Consider the following 15,155-nt stretch of genomic DNA (forward strand, 5'->3'; position numbering starts at 1 on the left):
GTCTAGACCCTCAGGATCGACAGCTCCACCGGCGAGGGCGGCACCAGCGCGGGCGGCTCCCGGCCCCGGGTCGCCTCGGCCGGACCCTCGTCCACGGCCCAGGTCGCGCAACCGCCCCGCGCCCCCAGGAGCGCGGGCAGCAGCTCGCCGAAGCCGTGGGAGCGGGGCGGTACGACGGGGCCCGCGGCCCCCTCGTCGGCCGGATGGCCCTGGCCGCAGCCCGGCGCACCGGGCGCCGGGGCGCCCGCGACGGGCGGTCCCGCCACGGGCGGGGGCGTGGCGGCCCCGCAGACCACGAGTCCCAGCACCAGGCCCGCCAGCGCGGCGAACGCCAGCAGCGCGCGGGCGGTGCGGGACATGCGGAAACCTTTCGGGACGGTGCTGGCCGGTGTGCCCGAAATATTACGCAGGCTCCGGGGCCCGCCCTCGTAAATCGGTTCGCCGCTTCTCGGCCGCAGGTGCGATCCTGGATCCCGTATGTCTACTTCCTTCGCCGCCCTCCAGTCCGTCCTGGCCGAGGTCTCGCTGCGGGACTCCCACCGGCTCGGCCGCCGTCTCGAAGGCGCCCGCCGCATCCGCAAGCCCGAGGCCCGCGCGGCCGTCCTGGACGAGATCGCCGCCGAGGCCGGGAAGGCCAAGGAACGGGTCGACGCGCGCGCCGCGCGCCTGCCCGCGGTCACGTACCCCGAGCAGCTGCCCGTCTCCCAGAAGAAGGACGAGATCGCCGAGGCGATACGCGACCACCAGGTCGTGATCGTCGCCGGTGAGACCGGTTCCGGGAAGACGACGCAGATCCCGAAGATCTGCCTGGAGCTGGGCCGCGGCGTCCGGGGCATGATCGGGCACACCCAGCCCCGCCGGATCGCCGCCCGCACGGTCGCCGAGCGCGTGGCGGAGGAGCTCCGCACCCCGCTGGGCGAGGCGGTCGGCTGGAAGGTGCGCTTCACCGACCAGGTGAACCCCGAGGCCACCTTCGTGAAGCTGATGACGGACGGCATCCTGCTCGCCGAGATCCAGACGGACCGCGAGCTGCGCGCCTACGACACGATCATCATCGACGAGGCCCACGAGCGGTCCCTCAACATCGACTTCCTGCTCGGCTATCTGGCCCAGCTGCTGCCGAAGCGCCCCGACCTCAAGGTCGTGATCACCTCCGCGACCATCGACCCGGAGCGCTTCTCCCGCCACTTCGGCGACGCGCCGATCGTCGAGGTCAGCGGCCGTACGTACCCGGTGGAGGTGCGCTACCGGCCGCTCCTGGAGGAGGACTCGGAGGAGTCGGACCGCGACCAGATCACCGCGATCTGCGAGGCCGTCGACGAGCTCCAGGCCGAGGGCCCCGGGGACGTCCTGGTCTTCCTCTCCGGCGAGCGCGAGATCCGCGACACCGCGGACGCGCTCCTCAAGCGGAACCTGCGCAACACCGAGGTCCTCCCCCTCTACGCCCGCCTGTCGCACGCCGAGCAGCACCGCGTCTTCCAGGCCCACTCCGGCCGCCGGATCGTCCTCGCGACGAACGTGGCCGAGACCTCGCTGACGGTCCCGGGCATCAAGTACGTGATCGACCCGGGCACCGCCCGCATCTCCCGCTACTCGCACCGCACCAAGGTCCAGCGGCTGCCGATCGAGCCGGTCAGCCAGGCCAGCGCCAACCAGCGCAAGGGCCGCTGCGGCCGTACCAGCGACGGCATCTGCATCCGGCTGTACTCCGAGGACGACTTCCTCACCCGGCCGGAGTTCACGGACGCCGAGATCCTGCGGACCAACCTGGCCTCCGTCATCCTCCAGATGACCGCGGCCGGCCTCGGCGACATCGAGAAGTTCCCCTTCATCGACCCGCCGGACCACCGCAACATCCGGGACGGCGTGCAGCTCCTCCAGGAGCTGGGCGCGCTCGACCCGAGTGAGAAGGACCCGAAGAAGCGGCTCACCGAGCAGGGCCGCAAGCTCTCCCAGCTGCCCGTCGACCCGCGGCTCGCCCGGATGGTCCTGGAGGCCGACCGGAACGGCTGCGTGCGCGAGGTCATGGTGATCGCGGCCGCGCTCTCCATCCAGGACCCGCGCGAGCGGCCGTCCGAGAAGCAGGCGCAGGCCGACCAGCAGCACGCCCGCTTCAAGGACGAGACGAGCGACTTCCTCGCCTTCCTCAACCTCTGGCGCTACGTCCGCGAGCAGCAGAAGGAGCGCGGCTCCAGCTCCTTCCGCCGGATGTGCAAGCAGGAGTACCTGAACTTCCTGCGGATCCGGGAGTGGCAGGACATCTACGCCCAGCTGCGGACCGTGGCGAAGCAGATGGGGATACACCTCAACGAGGAGGACGCCCCGGAGCAGTCCGTCCACGTCTCCCTGCTCTCCGGCCTCCTCAGCCACATCGGTCTGAAGGACGTGAAGGAGTCCAAGGACGGCGGCGGCCGGGACGGCAAGCGGGAGGGCACGCGGAACGAGTACCTCGGCGCCCGCAACGCCAAGTTCGCGATCTTCCCCGGCTCCGCGCTCTTCAAGAAGCCCCCGCGCTTCGTCATGTCCGCCGAGCTGGTGGAGACCTCCCGCCTGTGGGCGCGGGTCAACGCGCGCATCGAGCCCGAGTGGATCGAGCCGCTGGCGCAGCACCTGGTGAAGAAGACCTACAGCGAGCCGCACTGGGAGAAGGACCAGGCCGCGGTCATGGCCTTCGAGAAGGTGACGCTGTACGGCGTGCCGATCGTCGCCGACCGCAAGGTGAACTACGGCCGGATCGACCCCGAGGTCTCCCGCGAGCTGTTCATCCGCAACGCCCTGGTCGAGGGCGACTGGCGCACCCACCACAAGTTCTTCGCCGACAACCGCAAGCTCCTCACCGAGGTCGAGGAGCTGGAGCACCGGGCCCGGCGCCGGGACATCCTCGTCGACGACGAGACGCTGTTCGACTTCTACGACAAGCGGGTGCCGGAGCACGTCGTCTCGGGCGCGCACTTCGACTCGTGGTGGAAGCACAAGCGCCACGAGGAGCCGGAGTTCCTCGACTTCGAGCGCGAGATGCTCATCAACGAGAAGGCGGGGGCGGTCACCAAGGACGACTACCCGGACTCGTGGCGGCAGGGCGCGCTGAAGTTCCGGGTGACGTACCAGTTCGAGCCGGGCGCGGACGCCGACGGCGTGACCGTCCACGTCCCGCTCCAGGTGCTCAACCAGGTGACCGACGAGGGCTTCGACTGGCAGATCCCGGGCCTGCGCGAGGAGGTCGTCACGGAGCTGATCCGGTCCCTCCCCAAGCCGATCCGCCGCCACTACGTCCCGGCGCCGAACTTCGCGAGCCGCTTCCTGGACGCGGTCGTCCCCGTCCAGGAGCCGCTGACGGGCGCGCTGGCCCGCGAGCTCCAGCGGATGGTCGGCGTCCCGCTGACCGCCGAGGACTTCGACTGGGGGAAGCTCCCCGAGCACCTCAAGATCACCTTCCGGATCGTCGACGAGCGGCGCCGCAAGCTGGCCGAGGACAAGGACCTGGAGGCGCTGAAGCTGAAGCTGCGCCCCAAGGCCCGCCAGGCGCTCTCCAAGGCCGCCGCGGCGGCGACGGGCGGCCCGGACGGCTCCGGGCCCTCCCTGGAGCGCACGGGGCTCAAGGACTGGACGATCGGGACGCTCACGCGGGTCTTCGAGACCCGTCGGGCCGGCCAGCCGGTGAAGGCGTACCCGGCGCTCGTCGACGAGGGCGACAGCGTGGCCGTACGGCTCTTCGACACGGAGGCCGAGCAGCAGCTGGCGATGTGGCGGGGCACCCGGAAGCTCATCATGCTGAACATCCCGGTGAACCCGGCGAAGTTCGCCTCGGACCGGCTGACCAACCAGCAGAAGCTGGCCCTGTCCGCGAACCCGCACGGCTCGATCCAGGCCCTGTTCGACGACTGCGCGACCGCGGCGGCCGACAAGCTGATCGCGGACCACGGCGGCCCGGCGTGGGACGAGGAGTCCTTCCGGAAGCTCTACGACAAGGTCCGCACGGACCTCGTCGAGCTGACCGTACGGACCGTGGGCCAGGTGCAGCAGGTGCTGGCGGCCTGGCAGGCCTGCGAGCGGCGCCTGAAGGCCACGTCCAGCCCCGCGCTGCTGCCCAACCTGAAGGACGTCCGCGACCAGCTGTCCTGGCTCGTGCCGGCCGGCTTCGTGACCCGTACGGGCCTGAAGCGGCTGCCGGACCTGATGCGCTACCTGGTGGCGGTGGACCGGCGGCTCCAGCAGATGCCGACGGGCGTCCAGCGGGACACCACCCGCATGGAGAAGGTCCACGAGATGCTGGACGAGTACGCGTGGCTGCTGGAGCAGCTGCCCAAGGGCCGGCCGGTGCCGGCCCAGGTCACGGACATCCGCTGGATGATCGAGGAGCTGCGGGTCAGCTACTTCGCGCACGCCCTGGGCACGGCCCACCCGGTCTCCGACAAGCGGATCGTGAAGGCCATCGACGCGGCGGTTCCGTAGCCCGTTCGGCGGGCGCGCCGGGCGAGTTCGACCAGACCGCTGACCTGCTGTACAGTCTTCCTCGCAGCCACTGAAAAGCGGCCGCGAAGGTCCTGTGGAGCAGTTGGTTAGCTCGCCACCCTGTCAAGGTGGAGGTCGCGGGTTCAAGTCCCGTCAGGATCGCTTTAGAAGAAGGTCCGCACCGATCGGTGCGGACCTTCTTGCGTTCCCGGCGCCGAGGGACCAAGGTCCCGGCAAGGGGTGACCAACGGCGCGTCGACAGGCTGTCCCGAGGTGGAAGGCTGTTGAGTGACAAGAGTTTGACGATGTGACGGGTGTCACTCAATCCGTTTTCGGAAGTGCTTCGCTTACACCCTCCCTACATGCCTCCAATTTAATATGTGCAATTGCACGGGCTGGACGGGGCCGGCGGAGGGCATAAAAAGATCGCGCTGGACCCGGCGGAGTCCAGCGCGATCGACGACGGAGAACCTGTTGGGGCAGGTAGTTCGTCAGCAGAGCTTGGGGTGGGCGGACCGGATTGGGGGACCCGGCGCGTGCCCGGTGTTGCAGGTATTACGGGGTGTTGCGTAAGTCGCGAGCGCCTCAGGCCTCGCTGCGCTGCTGCGGAATGCCCGCCAGCAGAGCGCGAACCTCGGCCTCGCGGTACCGGCGGTGCCCACCCAGGGTGCGGATGGACGTGAGCTTGCCCGCCTTCGCCCAACGGGTCACCGTCTTCGGGTCCACGCGGAACATCGTGGCAACCTCGGCAGGGGTCAGCAGCGGCTCGGCATCAGGGGTGCGAGCGGTCATGAGCGGCCTCCTCGGGAGAACCGAACCATCTCGGTTCTTTCCTCTAAATTCTGCACCTTGACCCGCGTTGCCCGAAATGGCAGAAGCGGGCCGAGTCGGTTATAGGACGAACGGCTTGTCCTCGGCACTACAACTACACCATCCGTCCAGCCACGTCGGCCAAACCGATGGAATTGCCCTCGCAGGTGTTCATCAGCGGCGGAAGTCGATGGACCATGCCATAACGGACAGTCACGCCACTGTGACGATCAGTCACAGAGCGATCAGGAGTCCTCAGACCCCCCATAGAGTGCAATGCTGAGCGTTCCGCCCTTACTTGGACGGAAGGAACCCTCCCCGGACTCCTTGTCCTATTTTGGCACGAGGGTGGGTGATGGGCGCAAGGGTGCGGTAAGTGCTATCCGTCACGCTTGAGCCAAAGGCCCGGATCGGGACCTACGTCCTGCCACACCCGCCCCAACGTCCCCACGCGTACACACCAAAGACCCGAACAGGCGTCCAGCGATGAAGATCATTTACATCAGGTGGACCCATTATGTCGATAACCGGGACGGCGGTCGGTTTCGAGAAGGTCACAAACCGGCCACGAGGCCGATTCGTGACCGGGCCGGACCCTTCCGCGGGCCCGGTCGGACCCGTCCTCGGGCTCAGTTGGCGAACTGGAGGTCGCGGACCGCCCGCCACCGCTCCGCGAGCCGGCCGTACGCCGCCCGCGCGGCCTCCTCGTCGCCGTCCCGCAACGCCGCGATCCCCACCGCCAGATCCGCCGCCGACCGGTCCGCCGCCAGCGCCTCCGCCGCGACCGCGTGCACCAGGCCGCCGTAGTCGAGCTCCACGACCGCCCGCGGATGGAACTCCTCCAGCCAGCGGCCCACCTCGACCAGACCCTCCGTCATGGGCCCCTCCTCGATAGCCCCCCGGAGCGCCTTCAGGGCCCGCGCGATCCGCCGCCGCGCCTGCACCATCGGCGTCCGGTAGCGCAGCACCACGGACGCCGACGGCGCAGCCCCGCCGGCCCCGTCCCCCGGTCCGCCCGAGCCCTCCGGGCCGCCGCACCCCGGCCCGTACTCCCGCTCCTCGTCCGAGAAGAGCGCGAACCAGCGCAGCGGCACGTGCCACACCGCCCCGCGGATCCACGGCCGCGCGTCCGGGTTCCGCTTCCGCCACCGCTCGTGCTCCGCCGTCACCCGCGCCCGCTCCTCCGGCGGCAGCATCGCGTCCAGCACCGGAGCCGGCAGCGTCCCGCCCACCAGCTCCTCCAGGGCCAGCCGCCCCCGCAGCCGGGTCCGCCACGGGCAGACCAGCACCACCCCGTCCACCGTCAGCACGAACGCGTCCCCGCTCTCGCGCGCCGGCACCGGGGCCGGCGGCACCCGCACCAAGTCGGCCAGCGAGCGCCGCAGTTCCTGCTGCGCCCCCGGGAGGTCCGTACGGCGGGCGTAGCGCGCCCAGTGGCCCCGCTCCGGCTCCGGGAAGGCGTCCAGCGGCTCGTACACCCGCAGATAGGAGGCGTACGGGACGAGCGCCCGGGAGGGGGAGGACGGGTCCGGCATGTCGCAAATCCTTCCACGTGGGTACTCCGCGAGGGGGTGATCCTCAGCACTGCGTACCCCCTACGGCCAGGTAGGACTTACCCTCGTGCCGACCTGGTCCCACCCCCACCCGCAGGGGGGACCTTCCGCCGCATCAACTTGGGAGTCACCACCGTGACCGATGTGACCGGCGTTCCTGATGTACTGCACACCCTGTTCCACTCGGAGCAGGGCGGCCACGAACAAGTCGTGCTGTGCCAGGACCGCGCCACCGGCCTCAAGGCCGTCATCGCCCTCCACGACACCGCCCTGGGCCCGGCCCTCGGCGGCACCCGCTTCTACCCGTACGCCACGGAGGCGGAGGCCGTCGCCGACGCGCTGAACCTCTCCCGGGGCATGTCGTACAAGAACGCCATGGCCGGGCTCGACCACGGCGGCGGCAAGGCCGTGATCATCGGCGACCCCGAGACGATCAAGACCGAGGAACTCCTGCTCGCCTACGGGCGCTTCGTGGCCTCCCTCGGCGGCCGCTACGTGACGGCCTGCGACGTCGGCACCTACGTCGCCGACATGGACGTCGTGGCCCGCACCAACCGGTGGACCACCGGCCGCTCCCCCGAGAACGGCGGCGCCGGCGACTCCTCCGTCCTCACCGCCTTCGGCGTCTTCCAGGGCATGCGCGCCTCCGCGCAGTTCCTCTGGGGCGACCCGACCCTGCGCGGCCGCAAGATCGGCGTCGCGGGCGTCGGCAAGGTCGGCCACTACCTGGTCGAGCACCTGATCGCCGACGGCGCCGAGGTCGTCGTGACCGACGTCCGCGAGGAGTCGGTGCGCCGGATCACCGAGAAGTTCCCGCAGGTCTCCGTGGCCGCCGACACCGACGCGCTGATCCGCACCGAGGGCCTGGACGTCTACGCCCCCTGCGCGCTCGGCGGGGCGCTGAACGACGACACCGTGCCCGTGCTGACCGCGAAGATCGTCTGCGGTGCGGCCAACAACCAGCTCGCGCACCCGGGCGTCGAGAAGGACCTCTCGGAGCGCGGCATCCTCTACGCGCCCGACTACGTGATCAACGCCGGTGGCGTGATCCAGGTCGCCGACGAGCTGCACGGCTTCGACTTCGACCGCTGCAAGGCCAAGGCGACGAAGATCTTCGACACCACGCTCGAAATCTTCGCACGTGCGAAGGCGGACGGCATTCCGCCGGCCGCGGCGGCCGACCGGATCGCCGAGCAGCGGATGGCCGAGGCCCGCCGCGCCTGACCCCCGGCAGGGACGGCCCGCCGACGGGGAGCACTTCCGGACGGATTCGGGAGACTTCGCTCACGCCGATCGGCGGGTCGCCCCTCAAGAAGGGGTTAAAATCGCGATTGACCAGCGAGGACAGGGCACCTCGATGGTTCTGTACCGAGGTATGTGATGCGCGCGGCGTACCGTAGACCGACGGAAACAGGTACCGTTGAAGCCCTACGGACCGGTCTCTCATTCGAGAGTCCGTTCCGGACCATGAACGCGTGTCAAGACTCTGGGGCCAGAGAGCCCCGTCACCGAGGGGGTCGAGCCATGGGGCGCGGCCGGGCAAAGGCCAAGCAGACCAAGGTCGCCCGCCAGCTGAAGTACAGCAGCGGCGGGACTGACCTGTCGCGTCTGGCCAACGAGCTGGGCGCATCGACTTCGCAGCAGCCGCCGAATGGCGAGCCGTTCGAGGACGACGACGAGGAAGACGACCCGTACGCTCAGTACGCGGATCTCTACAACACGGACGACGAGGACGAGGACGACGAGTCCGGTCCGGCGTCCACTCAGCGTCGCGCTTGACCTTCTGAACATCGCAACCCGGTCCGGGGACCCCCGGACCGGGTTTTGCGCTGTCCAGGGGCCGCCCTCAGGGCCTCCTGGGGGCCTCCTTGGGCGGAAACGACGAAGGGGCACCCCCCGAGGGGGCACCCCTTCATAGGTTTCTCTACTTGGCGTAGTCGCCGACCAGCTCCGCGCCGCTCGTGCGGTCGCCGCGCTCGGTGATCTCGCCGGCCACCCAGGACTCGACCCCGCGGTCGGCCAGCGTGGCGAGGGCCGCGTCCACCGAGTCGGCGGGGACCACGGCCATCATGCCGACGCCCATGTTCAGGGTCTTCTCCAGCTCCAGCCGCTCGACCTGTCCGGCCTTGCCGACCAGGTCGAAGACGGCGCCCGGGGCCCAGGTCGAACGGTCCACGGTCGCGTGCAGACCGTCCGGGATCACCCGGGCCAGGTTGGCGGCCAGGCCGCCGCCCGTGATGTGGCTGAAGGCGTGGACGTCGGTGGTCCGGGTCAGCGCCAGGCAGTCCAGCGAGTAGATCTTGGTGGGCTCCAGGAGCTCCTCGCCCAGGGTCCGGCCGAACTCCTCGACCTGCTGGTCCAGGGTCATGCCCGCGCGGTCGAAGACCACGTGGCGGACGAGCGAGTACCCGTTGGAGTGAAGACCGGAGGATGCCATCGCGATGACCGCGTCACCCGTACGGATGCGATCCGCGCCCAGCAGCCGGTCGTGCTCCACGACACCGGTGCCGGCGCCGGCGACGTCGAAGTCGTCCGGGCCGAGGAGGCCCGGGTGCTCCGCCGTCTCGCCGCCGACCAGGGCGCAGCCGGCCAGGACGCAGCCCTCGGCGATGCCCTTGACGATGGCGGCGACCCGCTCGGGGTGCACCTTGCCGACGCAGATGTAGTCGGTCATGAAGAGCGGCTCGGCGCCGCAGACGACGATGTCGTCCATGACCATGGCGACCAGGTCGTGGCCGATCGTGTCGTACACGCCCATCTGGCGGGCGATGTCGACCTTCGTGCCGACGCCGTCGGTCGCCGAGGCGAGCAGCGGACGCTCGTAGCGCTTGAGGGCGGAGGCGTCGAAGAGTCCGGCGAAGCCGCCGAGGCCGCCGAGGACCTCGGGGCGCTGGGTCTTCTTCACCCACTCCTTCATGAGCTCGACGGCGCGGTCGCCCGCTTCGATGTCGACGCCCGCGCTCGCGTAGCTGGCACCGGTGGTCTGAGACATGGCTTCAGAGCTTTCGTGTCGTCGTACTGCTCGTACCGCTCGTGCCGCGGGGTCGCGGCACGAGCGGCGGGGGTCTTACGGGCGGCGCAGGGCGTCCGCGGCCGCGGTGGCGGCGGGGCCTGCGGCCAGCTCGGTCTCCAGGAGCTGCTTGCCGAGCAGCTCGGGGTCCGGAAGCTCCATCGGGTACTCGCCGTCGAAGCAGGCGCGGCACAGGTTGGGCTTCTGGATGGTGGTCGCCTCGATCATCCCGTCGAGCGAGATGTAGGAGAGTGAGTCGGCGCCGAGCGACTTGCCGATCTCGTCGACCGTCATGCCGTTGGCGATCAGCTCCGCGCGGGTGGCGAAGTCGATGCCGAAGAAGCAGGGCCACTTCACCGGCGGCGAGGAGATCCGGATGTGGACCTCGGCCGCGCCGGCCTCGCGGAGCATCCGGACCAGGGCGCGCTGGGTGTTGCCGCGGACGATCGAGTCGTCCACGACCACGAGCTTCTTCCCCTTGATGACTTCCTTGAGGGGGTTCAGCTTCAGCCGGATGCCCAGCTGGCGGATGGTCTGCGAGGGCTGGATGAAGGTCCGGCCGACGTAGGCGTTCTTGACCAGGCCGGCGCCGAACGGGATGCCCGAGGCCTCGGCGTAGCCGATGGCGGCCGGGGTGCCGGACTCCGGCGTCGCTATCACCAGGTCGGCCTCGACAGGGGCCTCCTTGGCGAGCTTGCGGCCCATCTCCACGCGGGAGAGGTACACGTTGCGCCCGGCGATGTCGGTGTCGGGGCGGGCCAGGTACACGTACTCGAAGACACAGCCCTTGGGCTTCGCTTCTGCGAAGCGCGAGGTGCGGATGCCGTTCTCGTCGATGGCCACCATCTCGCCCGGCTCGACCTCGCGGACGAAGGTCGCACCGCAGATGTCGAGGGCGGCGGACTCCGAGGCGACGACCCAGCCGCGCTCCAGCCGGCCGAGGACCAGCGGGCGGATGCCCTGCGGGTCACGGGCCGCGTAGAGCGTGTGCTCGTCCATGAAGACGAGGGAGAAGGCGCCCCGGACCTCGGGGAGGACCTTCGCGGCGGCCTGCTCGATGGTGAGCGGCTTGCCGTCCTCGTCCGCCTGGCCCGCGAGGAGCGCGGTCACCAGGTCGGTGTCGTTGGTGGCGGCGACCCGGGTGGACCGGCCCTCCCGCTTGGGAAGTTCGGCGACCATCTCGGCGAGCTTCGCCGTGTTCACCAGGTTGCCGTTGTGGCCGAGCGCGATCGAGCCGTGGGCGGTCGCCCGGAACGTCGGCTGCGCGTTCTCCCACACGGAGGCTCCGGTGGTCGAGTAGCGGGCGTGACCGACCGCGATATGACCCTGGAGGGAACCGAGAGAGGTCTCGTCGAAGACCTGGGACACGAGGCCCATGTCCTTGAAGACGAGGATCTGGGAGCCATTGCTTACCGCGATTCCCGCGGATTCCTGACCCCGATGCTGGAGGGCGTAGAGCCCGAAGTACGTGAGCTTTGCGACCTCTTCACCCGGAGCCCAGACACCGAAGACGCCACAAGCGTCCTGGGGGCCTTTCTCGCCGGGGAGCAGATCGTGATTGAGTCGACCGTCACCACGTGGCACGGCTCCGAGTGTAGGCGAGATCGGCCATCGGTCCGAATGCGCGAGCGGGTCGTGGTAGGCCCTCCGGCACCCTCGCGGATCTCTCGTAGGTTCCCACGAACTGATCCTTCGGTTCTTGTCGGAGCCCACAAAGCAAGGGACGCAAGGGTTACCAGTCGGTAGCAAGGGTCAGGACCGTACCGAGCGGACGCTCGTACGGTCCGGAGCGAACGGTCGGGATGTGACGGAGTCCACGGGGCGGAACGGCCGTTGACACCCCCGACGCCCCTCCGCCAGGCTTCGTGATCATGCAGCCCGTCAGCGACCTCGACCTCTCGGTCACCCTCGTGGCGCGCCGGCACGTGGACCTCGCCCGCGTCGCCAGCGCGATCTGTCGCTGCGCCTGACCGCCTCGGGGCCCTGAGCCCCTCGCAGGCGTCCGCCCCTCCCCCTCCGCCGGGATCACCGCGCGTGCCGCGCGCCCCGCTCCCGCGCCTGCTTCCGCGCGCCCGCACGCGCTCCTCACCCCGCTTTCCCCCTTGGAGACCCCTATGTCCTCCTCGTCCCTGTCCCGCCGCGCCCTGGGCGGGGCGGCCGTCGGCACCGCCGCCGCCGTCGCGCTCGGCACCCAGGCCCCCACCGCTCAGGCCGCTCAGGCCGCCGCCACGGAGGAGCGCCCGTTCCGCGCGGCGCCCGGACGGCACCCGAAGCGCCCCAACATCCTGTTCATCCTCGGCGACGACCTCGGCTGGGCCGACCTCTCCTCGTACGGCTCCCCGCACATCCGCACCCCGCACCTGGACCGGCTCGCCCGCCAGGGCGTCCGCTTCACCGACGCCTACTCCGGCTCCGCGACCTGCTCCCCGACCCGCTTCAGCCTCTACACGGGCCGCTACCCCGGCCGCACCAAGGGCGGACTGGCCGAGCCCATAGCCGACAAGTCCGTCGGCCTCGACCCCACCCACCCCACGCTCGCCTCCCTGCTGCGCGGGGCCGGCTACACCACCGCCCTCATCGGCAAGTGGCACTGCGGCTACCTGCCCGACTACTCCCCCACCCGCTCCGGCTGGGACGAGTTCTTCGGGAACTTCGGCGGCGCCCTGGAGTACTACTCCAAGCTCGGCCTCGGCGGCGAGTACGACCTCTACGAGGGCGACGCCACGTACAAGGACCTGCGCTACTACACCCGGATCCTCACCGAGCGGGCGAGCGAGTACGTCGCCCGCGACCACGACCGGCCCTTCCTCCTGAACCTGAACTTCACCACCCCGCACTGGCCCTGGATCGCCGACGGCGACGAGGAGGCGAGCGCCGAGATCGTGCGGCGGATCAAGGCCGGCGACCGCTCCGCCCTCTGGCACCAGGACGGCGGCTCCGTCGAGAAGTACAAGGAGATGGTCGAGGACCTCGACCGCTCCGTCGGCCAGGTGCTCGCCGCCCTGCGCCGGGCCGGCCGCGAGCGCGACACCCTCGTCTTCTTCGGCAGCGACAACGGCGGCGAGCGCTTCTCCTACAACTGGCCGCTCGCCGGCAACAAGGGCTCCCTCCAGGAGGGCGGCATCCGCGTCCCGTCCGTGCTGCGCTGGCCCGCGGCCATCGACGGGGGCCAGGTCAGCGACCTACCCGTGTTCTCGCCCGACTGGACCGCGACCCTGCTGGAGATCGGCGGCGCCCGCCCGCACCCCGCCTACCCGCTGGACGGCACCAGCCTCGCCGGACACCTGCTGCGCGGCCACGAGCCCGCCGAGCGCGACCTGTTCTGGCGGGTCCGCGGCGAGCGGGCGCTGCGCCGCGGGGACTGGAAGTACTACCGGGGCAAGAGCGGGCGCGACCAGCTCTTCCACCTCACCGAGGACGCCCGCGAGCAGGCCGACCGGGCACCTTTCGAGCCGGAGCGCCTGGCCGAGCTGCGGGCCGCGTGGGAGCGGGTGAACGCGGGACTGCTGCCCTACCCGGCCTGAGCCTCCGGCCCCGGCCCCGGACCTGGGCCCCCCGCCCCGCCCGGAGGCTCAGGCCGCCGTCGCCGTGAAGCCCTGGCCGTCCGCGTCCGTGACGGTCAGGGTGCGGTGGTCGACCCGGTAGCCGAGGGGGCCGTCGAGCGACTCGTACAGCCTGGTCTCCAGGTCCATCTCCGGGCCGGTGCAGATCATCCGCGTGGTCGCGATCGCGCCGAGCGTGATCGTCTCGGCGCTGATCTCCGCGGGCGCGGTGACCCGGTTGCAGCCGAGGCTGCCGGTGAGCCGGCCGTCCTTGCCGAAGGTCACCTTCGCCTTGCCCTCGGAGCCGGCCGGCAGCGAGGCCGCCGTGGTGCCGGAGAGCAGCGAGTCCACGGTCCAGGTGGTGCCGACGAGCGGGGCGTCGGGCTCGGCGGTCAGCTCCACGCCCCGGCGGCCGTCGGGCGAGGTCAGCGTGAGCGCCTTCCCCTTCAGCTCGCCCGTGAGCCTGCCGCTGAAGGCCTTCAGCAGGGCGGTCTCGAAACGGGCCAGATCGCCGGGGCAGCCGATCTCGGTGACCTCGGCGGGGGAGACGGTGAGGGTGTCCCCGGCCACGGTGACGGCGGCGCCGAAGGTGTTGCAGCCGCTGTTCCCCCGGGCCCGCCCGTCCTCCGTGATCTCCACCCGCGCCCCGGTCGGGGCCGCCGACCGGGCGCCGTCGACCGTGACCGCGCCGATCTTCCAGTGGGTGCCCGCCACGGGCAGGCCGGGGCCGACGCTGCCGGCTCCCGGGCCCGCACCCTGCTGCGTACCGCAGGCGGCGAGGAAGAGCAGCGGGACCAGGGCGGCGCACACGAGCGGCTTCTTCATGCCGATGGGACGGGCGAGTTCCCCATACGGTTCCGTACGGTGCCGGGGCCGGCGTCCGGGGTTCCGTACGGTGCCGGGAGCGGCGCGCGGGATTCCGTACGGTGCCGGGGCCGGCGTCCGGTCAGCCCATCAGCGGCAGCAGCTCCGCCAGATCGGCCCGCTCCCCGCTCGCGCTCACCCGCGCCGCGTCCAGCTCGACCGCCCACTCGGCCCGCCCGGTCGCGAGCCGGAGCCAGGTCAGCGGGTCCGTCTCGACCACGTTCGGCGGGGTGCCCCGGGTGTGCCGCGGCCCCTCGACGCACTGCACCACGGCGTACGGCGGGACGCGCACCTCCACGGCCCCGCCCGGGGCCTTCGCCGCGAGGGCGTCGGCGAGCAGCCGGGTGCAGGCGGCGAGCGCCTGCCGGTCGTACGGGATCTCCACGCCGGTCGCCGCGCTCAGGTCGTCGGTGTGGACGACGAGTTCGACGGTCCTGGTGACCAGGAAGTCGCCGAGGGTCATCGCCCCGAAGCTCACCGGGAGCAGCCGGGTGTCCGCGGCCGCCACCACCGCCTCCTCGTACGCCGCGAGGGTCCGCCCGTACAGCCCGGCCAGGTCCTCGGTGCCGATCCCCCGGGTGTGCTCGTCGATCCGCCCGGCCGCGGCGGAGGTCACGGACGGCCAGTCCAGGAGGGCGAGTTCCCGCTGGGCCGGCTCGGGCGCGGCGAGCAGCGCGGGCACCGAGTCCACCATCCACGCGATGTGACCGGCCAGCTCGCGCACCGTCCACGCGCCCAGCCGGGTCGGCCCGTCGAGCGCTTCCGGCGGCAGCGCGAGCACCGCGTCCCGGACGTGCCCGAACTGGGCGAGGACGGCGGCGCGGGTCTTGGCGGAGTCGTAGCCGCGGACGCGCTGGGCGCGCTTCTTGGTGGGTGGCATAGGCCGAGGCTAGCCGCGAGACTGGGGGAAGGGGCCGACCGCAG

12 protein-coding genes and 1 tRNA gene are annotated in these 15,155 nt (G+C 71.1%); 6 read left to right on the plus strand and 7 right to left on the minus strand.

What is annotated here, in order from left to right:
* Positions 1–2: 2 nt before the first annotated feature.
* Positions 3–359: a hypothetical protein gene (locus ABD981_RS19470; protein WP_123954660.1), complete on the minus strand. Its 357-nt coding sequence runs from the start codon at positions 357–359 to the stop codon at positions 3–5.
* Positions 360–477: 118 nt separating this feature from the next.
* Between ABD981_RS19470 and hrpA the strand changes: the two genes are divergently transcribed.
* Together hrpA and ABD981_RS19480 are read left to right on the plus strand one after the other, a co-directional pair.
* On the plus strand, positions 478–4,452 hold the full coding sequence (hrpA, locus tag ABD981_RS19475; RefSeq protein ID WP_046909027.1) for an ATP-dependent RNA helicase HrpA: 3,975 nt from the start codon (positions 478–480) through the stop codon (positions 4,450–4,452).
* Between the two features lie 88 nt (positions 4,453–4,540).
* A tRNA-Asp gene (locus ABD981_RS19480) sits at positions 4,541–4,614 on the plus strand.
* 423 nt (positions 4,615–5,037) lie between these two features.
* On the opposite strand, the gene bldC is transcribed toward ABD981_RS19480, so the two are convergent.
* Both bldC and ABD981_RS19490 read right to left on the minus strand, forming a co-directional pair.
* Positions 5,038–5,244, minus strand: a complete 207-nt coding sequence (gene bldC / locus ABD981_RS19485) for a developmental transcriptional regulator BldC (RefSeq protein WP_003949541.1) — start codon at positions 5,242–5,244, stop codon at positions 5,038–5,040.
* Positions 5,245–5,891: 647 nt separating this feature from the next.
* Positions 5,892–6,797 carry a DUF8083 family protein gene (locus ABD981_RS19490; RefSeq protein ID WP_046909026.1) on the minus strand — a complete coding sequence of 302 codons (906 nt, stop codon included), beginning with the start codon at positions 6,795–6,797 and terminating at the stop codon, positions 5,892–5,894.
* A gap of 153 nt (positions 6,798–6,950) precedes the next feature.
* On the opposite strand from ABD981_RS19490, the gene ABD981_RS19495 reads away from it, so the two are divergent.
* A complete protein-coding gene (locus ABD981_RS19495) occupies positions 6,951–8,039 on the plus strand; it encodes a Leu/Phe/Val dehydrogenase (RefSeq protein WP_046909025.1) in 1,089 nt (362 codons plus the stop codon).
* 300 nt (positions 8,040–8,339) lie between these two features.
* Positions 8,340–8,594 (plus strand): DUF3073 domain-containing protein, encoded by a 255-nt coding sequence (locus tag ABD981_RS19500; RefSeq protein ID WP_046909024.1) that lies wholly within the window; start codon positions 8,340–8,342, stop codon positions 8,592–8,594.
* Positions 8,595–8,739: 145 nt separating this feature from the next.
* Here ABD981_RS19500 and purM read toward each other — a convergent pair whose 3' ends face one another.
* Both purM and purF read right to left on the minus strand, forming a co-directional pair.
* Positions 8,740–9,807 (minus strand): phosphoribosylformylglycinamidine cyclo-ligase, encoded by a 1,068-nt coding sequence (purM, locus tag ABD981_RS19505; RefSeq protein ID WP_046909023.1) that lies wholly within the window; start codon positions 9,805–9,807, stop codon positions 8,740–8,742.
* Between the two features lie 75 nt (positions 9,808–9,882).
* Positions 9,883–11,409 carry an amidophosphoribosyltransferase gene (purF, locus tag ABD981_RS19510; protein ID WP_046909022.1) on the minus strand — a complete coding sequence of 509 codons (1,527 nt, stop codon included), beginning with the start codon at positions 11,407–11,409 and terminating at the stop codon, positions 9,883–9,885.
* A 287-nt stretch (positions 11,410–11,696) separates the two neighbouring features.
* Between purF and ABD981_RS19515 the strand changes: the two genes are divergently transcribed.
* Both ABD981_RS19515 and ABD981_RS19520 read left to right on the plus strand, forming a co-directional pair.
* Positions 11,697–11,795, plus strand: a complete 99-nt coding sequence (locus ABD981_RS19515; protein ID WP_338058644.1) for a putative leader peptide — start codon at positions 11,697–11,699, stop codon at positions 11,793–11,795.
* Positions 11,796–11,939: 144 nt separating this feature from the next.
* The gene (locus ABD981_RS19520) at positions 11,940–13,349 is read left to right on the plus strand and encodes a sulfatase family protein (RefSeq protein WP_205628209.1); all 1,410 of its coding nucleotides are present in this window, start codon (positions 11,940–11,942) and stop codon (positions 13,347–13,349) included.
* 48 nt (positions 13,350–13,397) lie between these two features.
* Here ABD981_RS19520 and ABD981_RS19525 read toward each other — a convergent pair whose 3' ends face one another.
* Both ABD981_RS19525 and ABD981_RS19530 read right to left on the minus strand, forming a co-directional pair.
* The gene (locus tag ABD981_RS19525) at positions 13,398–14,192 is read right to left on the minus strand and encodes an META domain-containing protein (protein ID WP_046909020.1); all 795 of its coding nucleotides are present in this window, start codon (positions 14,190–14,192) and stop codon (positions 13,398–13,400) included.
* A 121-nt stretch (positions 14,193–14,313) separates the two neighbouring features.
* The gene (locus tag ABD981_RS19530; protein ID WP_046909019.1) at positions 14,314–15,111 is read right to left on the minus strand and encodes a maleylpyruvate isomerase family mycothiol-dependent enzyme; all 798 of its coding nucleotides are present in this window, start codon (positions 15,109–15,111) and stop codon (positions 14,314–14,316) included.
* Positions 15,112–15,155 lie beyond the last annotated feature (44 nt).

Origin of the sequence: Streptomyces showdoensis (genome assembly GCF_039535475.1) — a bacterium.
GTDB classification, from domain to species: Bacteria; Actinomycetota; Actinomycetes; order Streptomycetales; family Streptomycetaceae; genus Streptomyces; species Streptomyces showdoensis.

Coding starts and splice junctions, on each gene's coding strand:
- ABD981_RS19515 (WP_338058644.1), top strand. CDS start 11,697: ATGCAGCCCGTCAGCGACCTCGACCTCTCGGTCACCCTCGTGGCGCGC.
- purM (WP_046909023.1), bottom strand. CDS start 9,807: ATGTCTCAGACCACCGGTGCCAGCTACGCGAGCGCGGGCGTCGACATC.
- ABD981_RS19525 (WP_046909020.1), bottom strand. CDS start 14,192: ATGAAGAAGCCGCTCGTGTGCGCCGCCCTGGTCCCGCTGCTCTTCCTC.
- ABD981_RS19530 (WP_046909019.1), bottom strand. CDS start 15,111: ATGCCACCCACCAAGAAGCGCGCCCAGCGCGTCCGCGGCTACGACTCC.
- ABD981_RS19470 (WP_123954660.1), bottom strand. CDS start 359: ATGTCCCGCACCGCCCGCGCGCTGCTGGCGTTCGCCGCGCTGGCGGGC.
- ABD981_RS19500 (WP_046909024.1), top strand. CDS start 8,340: ATGGGGCGCGGCCGGGCAAAGGCCAAGCAGACCAAGGTCGCCCGCCAG.
- bldC (WP_003949541.1), bottom strand. CDS start 5,244: ATGACCGCTCGCACCCCTGATGCCGAGCCGCTGCTGACCCCTGCCGAG.
- ABD981_RS19490 (WP_046909026.1), bottom strand. CDS start 6,797: ATGCCGGACCCGTCCTCCCCCTCCCGGGCGCTCGTCCCGTACGCCTCC.
- hrpA (WP_046909027.1), top strand. CDS start 478: ATGTCTACTTCCTTCGCCGCCCTCCAGTCCGTCCTGGCCGAGGTCTCG.
- ABD981_RS19520 (WP_205628209.1), top strand. CDS start 11,940: ATGTCCTCCTCGTCCCTGTCCCGCCGCGCCCTGGGCGGGGCGGCCGTC.